The sequence below is a fragment of the Kytococcus schroeteri genome (assembly GCF_042433515.1).
GTDB lineage: Bacteria > Actinomycetota > Actinomycetes > Actinomycetales > Dermatophilaceae > Kytococcus > Kytococcus schroeteri.
Map to the genome: position 1 here is coordinate 14,833 of NZ_JBHLVH010000011.1, position 13,697 is coordinate 28,529.

Annotated in this window: 14 protein-coding genes; 4 read left to right on the plus strand and 10 right to left on the minus strand. The window is 70.1% G+C overall.

Going from position 1 to position 13,697, the window contains the following annotated elements; translation table 11 throughout:
- Positions 1-20: 20 nt before the first annotated feature.
- Positions 21-635 carry a LemA family protein gene (locus tag ACFFHC_RS04695; RefSeq protein WP_379803433.1) on the minus strand — a complete coding sequence of 205 codons (615 nt, stop codon included), beginning with the start codon at positions 633-635 and terminating at the stop codon, positions 21-23.
- A 159-nt stretch (positions 636-794) separates the two neighbouring features.
- On the opposite strand from ACFFHC_RS04695, the gene ACFFHC_RS04700 reads away from it, so the two are divergent.
- Positions 795-3,131, plus strand: a complete 2,337-nt coding sequence (locus ACFFHC_RS04700) for a DNA 3'-5' helicase SftH (protein WP_379803436.1) — start codon at positions 795-797, stop codon at positions 3,129-3,131.
- 42 nt (positions 3,132-3,173) lie between these two features.
- Entirely contained in the window at positions 3,174-3,578 is a 405-nt protein-coding gene (locus ACFFHC_RS04705) for a hypothetical protein (RefSeq protein WP_070704132.1), read from the plus strand.
- 68 nt (positions 3,579-3,646) lie between these two features.
- Here the strand turns inward: ACFFHC_RS04705 and ACFFHC_RS04710 are convergent, their stop codons facing one another.
- The 6 genes from ACFFHC_RS04710 to ACFFHC_RS04735 are packed head-to-tail and all read right to left on the minus strand — an operon-like array spanning position 3,647 to position 6,924.
- Entirely contained in the window at positions 3,647-4,147 is a 501-nt protein-coding gene (locus ACFFHC_RS04710; protein ID WP_101849302.1) for an Rv3654c family TadE-like protein, read from the minus strand.
- On the minus strand, positions 4,144-4,539 hold the full coding sequence (locus ACFFHC_RS04715; RefSeq protein WP_101849303.1) for a TadE family protein: 396 nt from the start codon (positions 4,537-4,539) through the stop codon (positions 4,144-4,146). The genes ACFFHC_RS04710 and ACFFHC_RS04715 overlap by 4 nt, the downstream gene beginning before the upstream one ends.
- Positions 4,539-4,742 carry a hypothetical protein gene (locus tag ACFFHC_RS04720; RefSeq protein WP_070704396.1) on the minus strand — a complete coding sequence of 68 codons (204 nt, stop codon included), beginning with the start codon at positions 4,740-4,742 and terminating at the stop codon, positions 4,539-4,541. The genes ACFFHC_RS04715 and ACFFHC_RS04720 overlap by 1 nt, the downstream gene beginning before the upstream one ends.
- 57 nt (positions 4,743-4,799) lie before the next feature.
- Positions 4,800-5,399: a type II secretion system F family protein gene (locus ACFFHC_RS04725; protein WP_101849304.1), complete on the minus strand. Its 600-nt coding sequence runs from the start codon at positions 5,397-5,399 to the stop codon at positions 4,800-4,802.
- Positions 5,396-6,181: a type II secretion system F family protein gene (locus ACFFHC_RS04730; protein WP_070705513.1), complete on the minus strand. Its 786-nt coding sequence runs from the start codon at positions 6,179-6,181 to the stop codon at positions 5,396-5,398. The genes ACFFHC_RS04725 and ACFFHC_RS04730 overlap by 4 nt, the downstream gene beginning before the upstream one ends.
- Positions 6,178-6,924, minus strand: coding sequence for a TadA family conjugal transfer-associated ATPase (locus ACFFHC_RS04735; RefSeq protein WP_379803444.1), 747 nt, complete (start codon positions 6,922-6,924; stop codon positions 6,178-6,180). The genes ACFFHC_RS04730 and ACFFHC_RS04735 overlap by 4 nt, the downstream gene beginning before the upstream one ends.
- Before the next feature lie 736 nt (positions 6,925-7,660).
- On the opposite strand from ACFFHC_RS04735, the gene ACFFHC_RS04740 reads away from it, so the two are divergent.
- Entirely contained in the window at positions 7,661-7,918 is a 258-nt protein-coding gene (locus tag ACFFHC_RS04740; protein ID WP_379803447.1) for a hypothetical protein, read from the plus strand.
- A 13-nt stretch (positions 7,919-7,931) separates the two neighbouring features.
- On the opposite strand, the gene ACFFHC_RS04745 is transcribed toward ACFFHC_RS04740, so the two are convergent.
- Entirely contained in the window at positions 7,932-9,188 is a 1,257-nt protein-coding gene (locus ACFFHC_RS04745; protein ID WP_379803450.1) for a DUF6395 domain-containing protein, read from the minus strand.
- Between the two features lie 580 nt (positions 9,189-9,768).
- On the opposite strand from ACFFHC_RS04745, the gene ACFFHC_RS04750 reads away from it, so the two are divergent.
- A complete protein-coding gene (locus tag ACFFHC_RS04750) occupies positions 9,769-10,995 on the plus strand; it encodes a chymotrypsin family serine protease (protein WP_379803452.1) in 1,227 nt (408 codons plus the stop codon).
- 218 nt (positions 10,996-11,213) lie between these two features.
- Here the strand turns inward: ACFFHC_RS04750 and ACFFHC_RS04755 are convergent, their stop codons facing one another.
- Positions 11,214-11,594 (minus strand): DUF6262 family protein, encoded by a 381-nt coding sequence (locus ACFFHC_RS04755; protein WP_379803454.1) that lies wholly within the window; start codon positions 11,592-11,594, stop codon positions 11,214-11,216.
- A complete protein-coding gene (locus ACFFHC_RS04760) occupies positions 11,591-13,654 on the minus strand; it encodes a tyrosine-type recombinase/integrase (protein ID WP_379803457.1) in 2,064 nt (687 codons plus the stop codon). The genes ACFFHC_RS04755 and ACFFHC_RS04760 overlap by 4 nt, the downstream gene beginning before the upstream one ends.
- Positions 13,655-13,697: the final 43 nt, after the last annotated feature.

The window sequence follows — 13,697 nt, forward strand, 5'->3', positions numbered from 1 at the left end:
CAGGTGGGTCGGTGGGTGGGTCAGGAGAGCGACGCGGGCCGGGCCCGGCCCGCGTCCCCACCGGTCAGGTCGGCCAGGCCTGAGAGGTCCACGTCGGCACGCTCGGTCTCGCTCGCGCGGAACATCGGCTCGGTGCCGAAGCCGAACACGGCCGCCACGAGGTTGGACGGGAACACCTCGCGCCGGTCGTCCAGGCGCGCCACCGCGGCGTTGTAGCTGCGGCGGGCGGCGCTGAGCTGCTCCTCGGTGTAGGCAGCCGACTTCTGCAGCTCCACGAACGAGGCGTTGGCGCGGAACTCCGGGTACGCCTCGGCGGTGACGTTCACCGCCGACTGGGCGCGGTCCATGGCCCGGTCGGCCTCCTCCAGCTGCGGCACCGACATCTGCTCGACCGGCTGGGCGCGGCGCATCTCGAGCACGCGCTCCTGGAAGGCGGTCTCGGCCTGCACCGCGGCGGGCACCACCTGCATCTGCTTGGTGAGCAGGTCGTGGCGCTGGGTCAGGGCCACCTCGATGCCGTGCCTGGCCTGGCGCATGGCGTTGCGGGCCCGCACGAGGGCGTTGTAGAGCACCACCACGGCGATGACCACCAGCAGCAGCAACAACAGCAGCACGATCCAGATCCCGAGGTCCATCTCTCTCCCGTCCGCCGGGCCCGCGTGGCCCGGCCTCGGACGGCGACGCTAACCGAGCGACCCGGCCGCCGGCGTGGCCCCGTGGTCGGGGCCACCCCCTGCCACGGACGCACGCACGCCGCCCACCAGAGCCCGGACCTCCTGCGTGAGAATGGCCCCATGCCCGCTGACGCCACCGCCCCCGTGGAGGGCGGGCCCGCGCCGGACCCGGCGGACTGGGTGCGGCTGCTCACCGCCGGTGGACTGGCCGACCGGCTGGTGCACACCGAGACCCGTCCCGCCCGCGATGCGGTGACCGCACCCCTGCCGGAGTGGCTCAACCCGCAGGTCGAGGCGGCGCTGCGAGGTGCCGGCATCGAGCAGCTGTGGAGCCACCAGGCCGAGTTCGCCGAGCACGCCCACGCCGGACGCCACGCCGTGGTGGCCACCGGCACCGCATCGGGCAAGTCGCTGGCCTACCTGCTGCCGGTGCTCTCGGCGCTGGCCGACGGCTCCCACCACGTGACCGGCCGCGGCGCCAACGCCCTCTACCTGGCCCCCACCAAGGCCCTGGCCCAGGACCAGCTGGCCGCCGTGGAGGCGTGGATGGTGCCCGGTGTGCGCCCCGCGGTGGTGGACGGCGACACCCCGCCCGACGCCCGCACCTGGGCCCGCCAGCACGCCACCTACGTACTGAGCAATCCCGACCTGCTGCACCACTCGCTGCTGCCCGGCCACGAGCGGTGGCGGGCCTTCCTGCGCCGCCTGCGCTACGTGGTGGTGGACGAGTGCCACACCCACCGCGGTGTGCCGGGCGCCCACGTGGCCCTCGTGCTGCGCCGGTTGCTGCGCATCGCCCGGCGCTACGGCGCCGAGCCCACGGTGCTGCTCGCCTCGGCCACCGTGGCCGACCCGGCCGAGCACGCCAGCCGCCTGCTCGACGCGCCGGTGCAGTCCGTCACCGAGGACGGCTCCCCGCGCGGCCCCATGACCTACGCCCTGTGGGACCCCCAGCCCGATGCGGCCGACGGCGGCGAGCGCCCGTCCACCCTCACCGAGGCCGCGCGCACGACGGCACGCCTCGTGGCCGGGGGGCGCCAGGTGCTCACGTTCACCACCTCGCGCGTCGGTGCCGAGGTGGCCGCCCGGGCCGTCGCGGACCAGCTCGGGTTCGCCGGAGCCGGTCACCTCGGTGACGCCGTGGCGGCCTACCGCGGCGGGTACCTGCCCGAGGAGCGCCGCGGCATCGAACGGCGCCTGCGCGAGGGTGGGCTGCGGGCCGTGGCCGCGACCACCGCCCTGGAGCTGGGCATCGACGTCTCCGGCCTCGACGCGGTGGTGATGGCCGGGTGGCCCGGGCGGCGGGCGAGCTTCTGGCAGCAGGCCGGCCGGGCGGGGCGCTCCGGGCAGCCGGCGCTGGCCGTGCTGGTGGCCGGCGACAACCCGCTGGACGGCTACCTGGTGCACCACCCGGAGGCGATCTTCGACAGCGGCGTGGAGGCCACGGTGGTGGACCCCACCAACCCGCGGGTGCTGGCCGAGCACCTGGCCTGCGCCGCGGCGGAGATCCCGTTGACCGAGGCCGACTCCCTGTGGTTCGGGCCGGGCACGGCCACGGTGCGCGAGTCGTTGGTGCGCGCCGGCATGCTGCGGCAGCGGCCGACCGGCTGGTACTGGGCGGGGTCGCAGCGCCCGCACGACCTGGTGGACCTGCGCGGCATGGCCGGGACGCTGCAGCTGGTGGAGGGGCGCACCGGGCGGGTGCTGGGCACCATCGACGCGGGGCGGGCGGACTCCACGGTGCACACCGGCGCGGTCTACCTGCACGCCGGTGTGACGCACGTGGTGACCGACCTGGACCTCGAGGAGGGCGTGGCCACGGTGGCCGTCGGCGACCCGGGGTGGACCACCCGGGCGGTCACCGAGGAGGCCTTCGACGTCACCGCCGTGCGCGACGAAGCCCCCGCCGAGGGGGTCACCTGGTGCGTGGGCGACGTCTTGGTGCGCACCCGGGTGACGGCCTTCCGCCGGATGCTGCCCAGCGGTGAGGTGCTCGGGCAGCACCCGCTGGACCTGCCCGAACGCACGATGCCGACCCGCTCGGTGTGGTTCACCCTCACCCCCGAGGTGCTCGAGGCGGCGGGCGTGGACGACCTGGAGCTGGCCGGCGCCCTGCACGCTGCCGAGCACGCCCTCATCGGGATGCTGGGCCTGGTGGCCACCTGCGACCGGTGGGACGTCGGCGGGGTCTCCACCGTGCTGCACCCGGACACGGGCCTGCCCACGGTGATGGTGCACGACGCGCACCCGGGTGGGGCCGGCTTCGCCGACCGGGGCTTCGCGGCGCGCCGCCCGTGGGTGGAGGTCACGCTGGCCGCGGTGGAGGGCTGCCCCTGCAAGGCCGGGTGCCCGGGCTGCGTGCAGTCGCCCAAGTGCGGCAACAACAACGAGCCGCTGTCCAAGGCCGGGGCGGTGGCCGTGCTGCGACTCCTCACCGGGCAGTGGTCGGCGCAGTAGCCTGAGCGCGCATCGTCCCCCACCCTCCTCGAAGGCGGCTCCATGCTCCTCATCGGCCTGCTGATCCTGCTCGTTGCCGTGCTGTTCATCCTCTACGTGGTGACCGGCGCGGACGGCTCCACCACGCTGGAGGCGTTCAACGTCAGCACCACGATGCCGGCGCTCACCCTGTTCCTCAGCGGCATGGTCTCGCTCCTCGCCATCGGCCTGGGCCTGTGGCTCATGACGGCCGGGGCCCGCCGGAACGCGCGCCACCGGAAGGAGCACAAGGTGTTGGAGCGCGACGCCCGCGAGGCACGCACCCTCCGCGAGCACGGCACGACCCGCCGCGACCACCGCGCCCCCGAGACCGAGGTGCCCTACGGGGAGTACCAGGAGGAGCGCCCGCTGCGCTCCGGAGAGCGCCTGGACGGCGGGGACACGACCTCCCCGCGCCGCGACGCCTGAGCCCCACCATCGCAGCCCTGCGCCGTGGGCGCCCCCAGCCAGGGGGCGCCCACGGCGCGTTCCCAGCCTCACCGTCCCCGGGGAGGGGTCGGCGGGAGGGGTGGTGGTGACGGGGCGGGCGGACGCCCCCGACGCTTCCGGGGCCCGTCCTGCGGACGGGGGCCGGCGGTGGCCGTGACCGTGGCCGCCCCGAAGGGCGTCCCGGAGTCCACCCGCACCACGACGGTGACGTCGAAGTCCTTCACCCGACAGCCCACCAGCTGGGCCCCGTTGCGCGTGGCCACCTCGGCGGCGGCCACGCACGGGGGCACCGGCAGCAGGGCCGTGGGCGAGGTGGCCCCCGAGCCCGCGAGGGCCGCCAGGTCGGCGGCCGTGCGGGCCCGGGAGGCCGCCCTCCACGTCTGCCCGGCGGTGACCCCCGCGGCCAGCAGGGCGAGCACCGCCACACCGACCAGCAGGGCCACCATCGAGCCCGAGCCCCGTTCGCCGTCCCGCCACCACCGGGTGGCGGTCCAGCGCCGGCGACCCGGCGAGCCGGTCCTGCGGCCCGCCGGGGTGGGTGTGCTCATCGCACACCCGGTTCCATGAGCGCGGTGGCCGAGGACTCCGGGTGGAGCCCGGGGAACCACTCGGCCGGACCGCGTGCCCGGGCCTTGACCGTGACGGTGACCGACCTGCCGGTGCGCCGCTGGTGCACCGTGGCCCCCTGGGGGGCGAGGCGCTCCACCTGGTGCCGCACCTCGATGCGGGAGTCGCCACGGGACGCGGCCCGGGCACCCACCCGGGCCGCGTCCGTGACCTGCAGCAGGTCCACCACCAGCACCATCGCGGTCAACGCCATGCCCAGCACCAGCACCACCACCGGCATGGCCATGGCCAGCTCCACCGAGGTGAAGCCTCCCTCGCCGTCACGGGGGCGACCCGCGCCCACCGGGCGGAGACCTCGACGGTGCCGGGTCATCACTTGAAAGCGTCGAAGGCGGCCTTGATGACCTCCCCCATGAGCGTGGGCACCAGGTCCTTCATCATGTTCATGCCCAGCAGCACCACGGCGGCGATGACGAAGATGCCGATGGCGTACTCGGCCACCGCCATGCCCTTCTCGTTCGCGGCGCGCATGCCCTCGATGCGGGGCTGGACGAAGCGCTGGATCTTGTTCTGCATGGGACTTCCCTTTCTGTTGTGGACCCACCCCTGTGGTGGGCCCCCCTTTCCACCGGGTCAGGCCTGACCCAGGGTCTGTGTCGCCATCGCCACCACCAGCGGCACCACCGCGATGAGGACGAAGGCAGGCATGAAGACGGTGCCCAGTGGGACCACCAGGAGCACCGGGAGACGGGCCGCAGCCCGCTCGAGGGCAGCAGCGCGGTCGCGGCGGAGGTCCACCGCGGCCCGGCGCACCGTGTCGGCCGGTGGGGCGCCCGCCAGGTGCGCGAGCGTGAGCGCCTGCGCGACCGGGGTCCACGGCGCCGGGAGGCCCTCCCAGGCAAGGGCGCCCGTGACACCCCACCGCCGCGCGGCCACCACCTGCCGCAGCTGGCCGGCGAGCGGTTCGCGGACCTCGTCGGCCACCACCTCCAGGGCGTCGGTGACGGCGCACCCGGAGTCCAGGGCCAGCGCGAGCATGTCGAGCACCGCGGCCAGGTCGTCGACGTCGGCCACCGGCTCCTCCCGCCGGGCGGGCAGAAGGCCGAACAGCCGCCGACCGCTGCGTTCCCGACGCCGCCCGCCCTCGCCACCGTCCGCGGCGGGAGACGTCGGCCACCAGAGGGCCACCGCGCTCGCGGACAGCAGGGCGACGAGCAGCACCGCGGGGTTCACCGGACCACCTGCCCACGCAGGGCGCGGCGCACCAGCCGACGCGAGACGGCCCACCCGACCACCAGCAGCACCACTCCCAGCACCGCGCTGGCCAGGCCGAGCGGCTGCTCGAGGTACAGCTCCCGGGGCGACCAGCCGAGCACCGAGGAGCCGGCCAGGCCCACCAGGGGCAGCAGCGAGAGCATGTACATGGAGGCCATCGCGCCCGAGGCCGCCGCCTGCGCCGTCTGCCGGCTCTCCCGGCTGCGCCGCACCGTGTCGGCTGCCGTGGCCACCGCCGGGGCGAGGGCCGCACCGGAGCGTTCCGAGAGCGCCCACGCGCTGGCCACGTGCCGCAGGGCCGGACTCTCGTGCTGCGTGGCCAGCTCCTTCCACGCCGGCCCCAGCTGCGAGCCCGCCGCAGCGGCACGGCGCACCGGGTCCAGCCAGGGCACCTGCGGCCCCGCGGAGGCGACGACCTCCAGCGCCGCGTGCGGGGGCAGGCCCGCCGAGAGCGCGCTGGACAGCCCGTCGAGCAGCCGGAGCACGGCGTCGTCGGTCACCCGCACCGTGCCGAACCGGGCCCGTGCCCGCCCGAGCAGTCCCCGCACCCCGGTGCCGGTGGCCGCCACCGGGTCCACCGCAAGCAGCCCACGCACCGAGGCCACCGTGGCCTGCTGCCGCGCGGCCCGCTCCCGGCGCCCAGCCAGATCGCTGAGGCCCAGGACCACCTCGTGGCGGGCCCGCACCGGCCACAGGACCCCGGCGCCCAGCACCAGCAACGCCACCAGCACCCCGGTCACGACGACCACCCCAGCAGGGCCTCGAGGCGCTCCCAGGCGGCCGCGGGCCGCAGCGCCCCGTCGCGGAAGTCCATCGCCGGCAGGCAGCGCACCCGGCCGTCGTCACCGGTCACGAGCACCCCCACCTGGGCCAGCACCCGCCGCTCGGGGAGCCGCCGCACGTGCAGCACGCAGTCCAGTGCGCTGCCCAGCTGGGCGTGCACCGCCTGCGGCGTCATGTCCGCCAGGGCACCCAGGGCCTCGAAGCGCGCCACCACGTCCTCGATGGCGTTGGCGTGCACCGTGCCGCACCCACCCTCGTGCCCGGTGTTGAGCGCCGCGAGCAGCTCGCGCATCTCCGGACCGCGCACCTCACCCACCACCACCCGGTCGGGTCGCATGCGCAGGGACTGCTTGACCAGGTGCGTCATGTCGATGGCGCCGCGCCCCTCAACGTTGGCCGAGCGGGACTGCATGCGCACCACGTGCGGGTGCTGCACCGCCAGTTCCCGGACGTCCTCGACCACGAGGATGCGGTCGGCGGGGTCCACCAGGCTGAGCAGGGTGGCCAGCAGCGTCGTCTTGCCGCTGCCGGTCCCGCCGGAGACCACGAACGCCAGCCGTCGGGCCACGAGGTCGCGCACCACCCGGGCTCCGAGCTCGTCGAGCGTCCCCAGCCGCAGCATCTCCTCGACGCTGGGCACCACCTCCCGGGGAACACGCAACGAGAGGTGCGCCGCCCCGTCCACCAGCGGGGGCAGCACCGCGTGCAGCCGGATGCCACGACTTTATCTAGGGAGCTGATCGATCAGAGCCTGCAGGTCGCGGCCTCTCCCTACGACGACACGTCACGATCGTGGCCTCTTCCAAGCGCAGCGAACTCGCTGTGGATGAGAGCGACAAGCAGAGCTTCACCTAGCGCTGCCTCAGGCATCAGTTGCAGATCGAATGCACCTCACCCTGAAGACACACCTAGGCACACCCTTCAGGCAAGGGCCTCGTTCCAACCGCCTCGACGGTCTGCCGGACTCTTCCAGGAACCGCACGAGCATTCTCGGAAATCGAGACCACTGGACCGCAGGCGACGCAAAAGCACCACCCACGACCGACCGGCGAGAGTTCTGCAAGTCCCGATATTGCGAGGATCCGCGGTGCGTAGAGACTGCCTCTGCCCTTTGTGGAGGCAAGGTTACGGCGCCCTGACGGAGACGGTTACGAAGTCACACCCACGTTTGGATCCCGCTGGCCGCTCAGGAGGCCGCAGTCCCCCTCTCGACTCATCGAGGCGTGCGCCCTAGTCTCACCATCATGAAGAGGAACACGAAACTCTGGCCCTCAGTTCGGGGATGCACAGCCACTGGAGTGACGCTCTTGGCGTTGGCTGCGTGCACTAGCAACGGCGATAGCGACGAGCCCTCAGACGAGGGGTCCTCGACCCCTCCGAGTGCTTCAACGTCGGAGAACCCGGCGCAGGAGTACGAGGCCAAGGGGCCTGGCGGGATGGCCGCGCAGCTTAAGGGGACCCTGACGCAGCAGGAAGGATGCTGGGTCGTAGAGGGCGAGCACCAGGGCACGACCGTTCCGGTGTTCCCGAGCGGTGAGGTCGTCTGGGAGGACGACGGCCTGACCTACCAAGGCACCCACTACGGCGAGGGCGACGAGATCGAGCTGGGCGGCGGGAACCCCGGTGAGGACGCCACGAACGACTGCGAAGCCGACTCGGTGTTCCAGGTCGCCGCTTCGTCCTCGTCTAGGTGAGACCGAGAGCCCCTCAGACTCCGTCGCTCTTCTTGTACCCACGCTTCGGCCAGGCCAAGAGCCGCGTGAACCGGGGGGGCAACGATTCCGGGGGCTCGCTGGCTGCCGACATGTCTTCGGTGCTCGGCTTAGGACCTACAGGGGGAGCAAGTAGCAGCGGGGCGGACATGGAGATGCCCGTCGGATTCACCTCCGGGTCGAGCGCCTGATCCAGCTCCTGCCATGCCGCATCACGGGTTGCCGGGTCACCGTGTTGTTCGATAGTCCATTCTCGGACCCACTGTTCCTCCTCCGGCGACATCAGTGGCAGGTATCGCGTCACAGACTCAACTGCCCTGTCACGCAGACGGTCGGGAAGCGGATCCATCGCCGGGAGGAAGACAGAGGTTAGGGGTGAGGCGTCGGCCCCCTGGGTCAGGTGGTGGAGCGCCTGCATCACCTTCGACTCTCCATCGGCAGTGGAAGACCGGGCATACACGCCAGCGGCCCAGGCCAACGCCACCTCGACACGAATGGGGCGGCGTCGAAGGTTGCGCGCGATCTGCGGCTGCTGCAGGAAATGATCGATCTCCCGGCCGCTGGGCCACCGATCTGCAAGCCCCCAGATCGACAGCGTCTTGCGTCCACACTTCCAGCACTGCATGCAGGGTCGTCCGGGCAAGCCGTGCTGGCAGGAGGCTGCCGCTCGTCCATAGGCCGACTTCTCAGTGATGATGTGGGTCCCCTCCTCGGACACTCCCGCGATCACGTTGGCTACGGGCATCCCCACGGCCTGGAAGGCGGGGCCGAAGCCGGCAACGAAGGCACTATCCTCGTAGGGGCGATAAGCCTTGGCGCCCAAGAGAGTCGCGGAGGTCAAAACGGTCCCCCAGCAGACCGCGGAGGTCCCATCCTCGTCGCTCCACAACAGGGCCGGTGCGATGTTCGCCAGATCGTGAGGGAAACCCACCGGGTCCCTGAGGAGCTCCAGGTCCGTTTGCACGACCCGGGCCCGTACACCCAGCCCACGGATATGCTCCACAGCCGCCAGAGCAGCAGAGGTGTCGAACGTCCCCTCCAGGGGTTTGTCATCGAAACGGTGCCGCTGCTGGTAGTAGCATCTAGTCTCCGGTCCCAGCACCTCCAAGGCTGCGGTGCAGTCCACGCCCCCGCTATAGGCCAACGCGACAGGCCCGCCCTCGGCTCGGATGCGGGGTTCCAGGGCCGGGTCCACTGGCCCCACCTCAACGCCCTCGCCCATGAGGACGGCCGCTGCGAATACCTGGGACACGGGCCGATCCATGTCTAACCGCCCGTTGAGCCATGGGCGCATGCACATCAAGGACACCAAAGCGATCACGTCCGGGTGGATCGCAGACTCCGGCACCGGATGAAAGACGGCCTTGTTCCGCGCCAGAGTGCCGCCGGACTTCCGCGGCTCCTTGCCCTTGGGCGTGAACCGCAAGGTCAGACGGTCACCATCGTGGATCGCCCTGACACGCACGTCCTCTCCTCATCCTCAGTTCCAGCATGACCTCCACCCTGCGCGGGCCGCTGCCAGACTACTTTGCCCACTACAGAGCGCAGCACAGCCGAGTGCCTTCAGGGGCCCCGGGCGACACGACCTGATAGCTGTCTGGGCCTGGAACGCGGCTCATGCCTCAACAGAGCAGCACGGTGGGGGAAGCTAGCGCACACCCACCGAGTGCAGCGCAAGGTCGACCGAGGCAGTCCCTGTATGCCCCAAACGTCCCACAAAGACCACCGTACGGAGAATTCACTGAATGTTAACCCAAATTCCATCCATGCTCCCCTAGGCGGCCTAGCCTCGGAGTGCACACACACTCACACGCACACACGGAGAATCGTAGATGGTCGCCAGACTTATACTCGCCACCACCGCCTCCCTTGCCGTCACTGCCGCCACTGCCGCCGCAGTCGCACCGGCAACGGCCAGCGCGGTTTTCACCAGCCAGGATACGGCGCAGGGGCAGGCAGTGGACTCCCTCTCTCCCAACGCACTCGAGGAAGTTGCCCATCAGCAGGATGTGTTGATGCGAACCCTGGAACCCTTCCAGAATGACCTTTCCGAGTTTGACACGTGGATGACACATGACGCCTCCGGAAATGTGACATTCAACGTGCGGGGGCAGCGGGTCGATTCTCTCACGGAGGTGCTTGACCGCGTAAAGGGGAAGGGGATTAACGTATCCACATCTAACGCCGAGTCTGTGGGGCCAAAGGCTACCGCGGCCCTTAACGACGGCTTAATCCCCCAAGAAATCAACGGGCAGAAGGTCCTCGGCGTGGGAGTGGACCCGGAAACAAAGAGCATCCTCGTGGACCTGAAGGACTCCGACACCATTCTGGGCACGGCGGCTTCGACCAACACCTCAGCGAGGGCCGAGGTCGAACGGATTCTGATGGAATGGCCTGGCCTTCCCGATCTGGATGTTGTCATCAGGGAATCTGAGGACGCGGGGCCAGCCAGCGATCACCCCGGCGATGCAATCCTTGGTGGCGTTAACCTCAGCACCTGCACCGCCGCATTCACAGTGAAGCATAACGGCGCCGAGGGGCTTCTCACTGCAGCCCATTGCAGCAAGTACGGCATCTCGAACCGACCTGGTTATATTGGCGGTGGGCATTACACCGGAACAGGTGTCCCCATGAGCAAGCAGTGGGGACCCAACGCCGACATGCAGGCGATTCGCATCCCCTCTGACGATTTTACCAAGCCCCGATACTACAATGGCCGCTCGAATTTCAGCGTCCCTCAGTCTCGGCCCGGCGCGGCAATGAAGGGGAATATCGTCGGCCACCTAGGAAAGACGACAGGATTCAGCTACGGGTACGTCGACACGACTCAGTACAAGCCGCTCTGGGACGCATGCAACGGCCGAACCTGCAATGCATCCTTCGTGCGAGTCCAGGCCACCCAGTACCTGGGTGACAGCGGGGGCCCTTGGTTCACCCTCTCGCAGAACGTTCCCCTGGGTGTGCACCACGGTGGCGAAATTATCGGAGACAAGCCGGGAGGATGGTCCGTCTACTCTGCCCTCAGGTTTCTTCCCACGGGGACTACGGTTCAGTACTGAGACCAGGGCCGGCCCGCCGTGAAGGGACTTCCTTCAGCGGGTGATCTTCCACCCTGCTGAAGTGGTTGGACACAGTCTTCGGCTCGTCCCGCAGGGTGCGGGGCGAGCCGAAGACTGGTCGAGGGACGTTAGTCAATGCCAAGGCGAGGGACCGCTTCGTGGGTCTCTTCCACAGGCAGGTTGGTGGTCAGGCACGTGCGCGGAGGCCATGAGCATAGTCACTTTTTTGCAAGAAGCTCTCCCAGGGCATTTTGCAGTTGACGTCGTAGATCCTCGTTCTCTTCACGCAGTGCCCGGATTTCTTTTTCATGGGTCGCCTCGAGGCGTCGGATGTGTGCCCGCAGGGTGGCCTCCACCGATCCACACGCCTGTGCCTTGACGGCTTGGAGCGGCGGTTTGCGGTCACGCTCGGCGCAGATGAGTTTGGCCAGCTCGCGGTTGCGGTAGAGGTATCCGCGGGAGACGCCTGCTGCGAGGGCCACGCTGGAGAACGTCACGGGCTGACGCTTCTTGACGAGCTCCTGGAGGGCTTGGACGGCACGGTCGTGGGTCTGCTGGCTGCGCCGTGCCTGGTACTTCACCAAGGGAGTGGCGTTCATGCCGGCTCGTCGGTGTAGGGATTGGTGCGTGCCGTGGTTCCGGCACCGGTCACGGTTTCGGTGGTGTCCTCGAGGGCGTCGAAGATGGCCTCGAGGGAGCGAATCTCACGGTGGCGCTGCTCGAGCCAGACGTTGTTCTCGGGCATCGGGGTGCCGTGCCGTTGCGTGAAGGCTTCCTGCCGGAGGTCGATCAGTTCGAGTGTCTGGCGGTGCTGGCGGCGGAGCTCGGGCAGGTGGCTGGTGTCGGTGGCGAAGTGGCCGCAGGTCAGACAGGCGTTTCCCTTGTCGCAACGTCTGGTGGGGGGCAACAGACAGGTCCCGTTGGGCAGGATCCGGTCGGTGCGGCCAGACAGTTCACTGATCTCGTAGAGGTCCTGGGCGTCCAGGGTGAGCGGGGTACCGAAGCTGCCCGCGCGGCGTGCCTTGAGGAACTCGCTCTCGGCGGTCTGGGCGAGCGTCGCGGCGTAGGCCATCGTCATCTCCGGGGACTTGTGGCCGAGGTAGCGCTGGACCACGTGCACGGGCACGCCGGCGTTCAGCAGTTCGGTGGCCCGGGTGTGGCGCAACCGGTGGGTCTGGGTGAACCGCAACGGTGCACCGTCGTGGTCGAGGAGCCCCACGGCCTCGTCAAGGCGTTCCAGGGCGTGCTTGTGCGACGGGTAGGGGCGGTGGCGTAGCCCCTTGAAGTTTCGTCGCAGCTCTGGGAACAGATAGGCCGGTTCGACCTCTCGTCCGAGGCGTTCACGCACCCAGGCCTGCTGGTCGCGGATGAGGGTGACGGCGGCCTTGTCGACCAGGATGTGCGGGTCGACCCCGTCGACCTTGGTCTGCTGGTAGCGCAGCCGGGCAATGAAGTCCTCGTCCTTGGCCTGGTCGGCGTCCACTCCGGGGATCGTCACCAGGGGGTCGAAGTCGAGCATGAGGATCTCCGAGACCCTGCGGCCGGTCATGGCCTGCAGGAGCCAGGCACGGGCGGCCGAGGGATCCCCAAGGCCGCTGGCGGTGATCGGGTCGCGGCCTGGTGGGGTGACGGTGATGCTTTGGTCGGTGGGAGAGGCGAGGATGTCGATCACGCTGACCATGGTTGCGAGGTCCTCTGCCGAGATCCACTGCTCAGGGCGCGCGTCTCGCCGGCGTGACCTGCGGGAGCGGGTGTACTCAGGCGACCACAATCGGGCGTGGGCCTCGGTCAGGCCGGTCCACCGCGATTCGCCTGTCGCGGCTGCTGCTTCGTCGGCGTGGTCGAGCATGAAGCGGTAGAAGGCTTGGATCCGGGACTGTGCAGTGTGGACCTGGTTCGAGGCGATGGGGCCCTTGCGACCCGGCGCGGATGGGTCCTGCAGCCAGGACAGGAATTCCAGGAACGCCAGCCGCAGCTGTCCGGTCTCGGTGGCGATCACCGGTCCGGCCGTGAGGTCTCGGCCGGTGTGTGTGAGCCACGGGCCGAAGTACGTGCTCAGTTGGCGGGCGTGTCCCACGGCGGTGGTCCAGCGGTACATCTGGGTGGTGAGGTTCTGGCGCAGCCAGTAGCGCATACCCTCTCGGAGCCACGCGGGCTCGACGGCCCCGAGGTCGATGGTCTTGTATCCACTGGGTTCGTGCGGACGACGGGGGATGCGGTCATCGACGCGCAGGTCCCACACGTCGTGTTCCCACCATTGGCGGGTTCCGCAGCGCACGGAGACCATGAGGTGGATGTGGCGGGCAAGGCCTTCGAGATTGCGCACGCTGCCGGGGGCCGGCATCTTGCCGTTGCGGGCGTAGAACTGCTTGATCGCTTCCCGGACGACCAGGGCGTGGTGGATCTGGGAGCAGCTGAACCTCGCTGCCGGACCCTGGAGAGTCGAGCTTCCGGCCAGGGCGGTAATGGCCTCTGACCACCAGCGAAGGACCCACACGGGGATCTTCATCAGACCTTCGTCCCAGCAGGTCCACACCCACCAGGCCACCTCCTGGCGCAACCTGGGGTACCCGTGGTCCGGCCCGAGGTCGTAGGACTTGCCGGCCCGGTAGGTGCCTTGCCGCACGAAGACCTCGCAGTACGGCGGGGCATCGATCACGTACACCGGGTCCGCCCACGCCTCAGGGACCCTGGAACGTTGC

Excerpts from the sequence above, each read along its gene's own strand:
- ACFFHC_RS04695 (WP_379803433.1), bottom strand. The coding sequence starts at position 635 with ATGGACCTCGGGATCTGGATCGTGCTGCTGTTGTTGCTGCTGCTGGTG.
- ACFFHC_RS04705 (WP_070704132.1), top strand. The coding sequence starts at position 3,174 with ATGCTCCTCATCGGCCTGCTGATCCTGCTCGTTGCCGTGCTGTTCATC.
- ACFFHC_RS04750 (WP_379803452.1), top strand. The coding sequence starts at position 9,769 with ATGGTCGCCAGACTTATACTCGCCACCACCGCCTCCCTTGCCGTCACT.
- ACFFHC_RS04755 (WP_379803454.1), bottom strand. The coding sequence starts at position 11,594 with ATGAACGCCACTCCCTTGGTGAAGTACCAGGCACGGCGCAGCCAGCAG.
- ACFFHC_RS04700 (WP_379803436.1), top strand. The coding sequence starts at position 795 with ATGCCCGCTGACGCCACCGCCCCCGTGGAGGGCGGGCCCGCGCCGGAC.
- ACFFHC_RS04720 (WP_070704396.1), bottom strand. The coding sequence starts at position 4,742 with ATGCAGAACAAGATCCAGCGCTTCGTCCAGCCCCGCATCGAGGGCATG.
- ACFFHC_RS04740 (WP_379803447.1), top strand. The coding sequence starts at position 7,661 with ATGGCCGCGCAGCTTAAGGGGACCCTGACGCAGCAGGAAGGATGCTGG.
- ACFFHC_RS04710 (WP_101849302.1), bottom strand. The coding sequence starts at position 4,147 with ATGAGCACACCCACCCCGGCGGGCCGCAGGACCGGCTCGCCGGGTCGC.
- ACFFHC_RS04715 (WP_101849303.1), bottom strand. The coding sequence starts at position 4,539 with ATGACCCGGCACCGTCGAGGTCTCCGCCCGGTGGGCGCGGGTCGCCCC.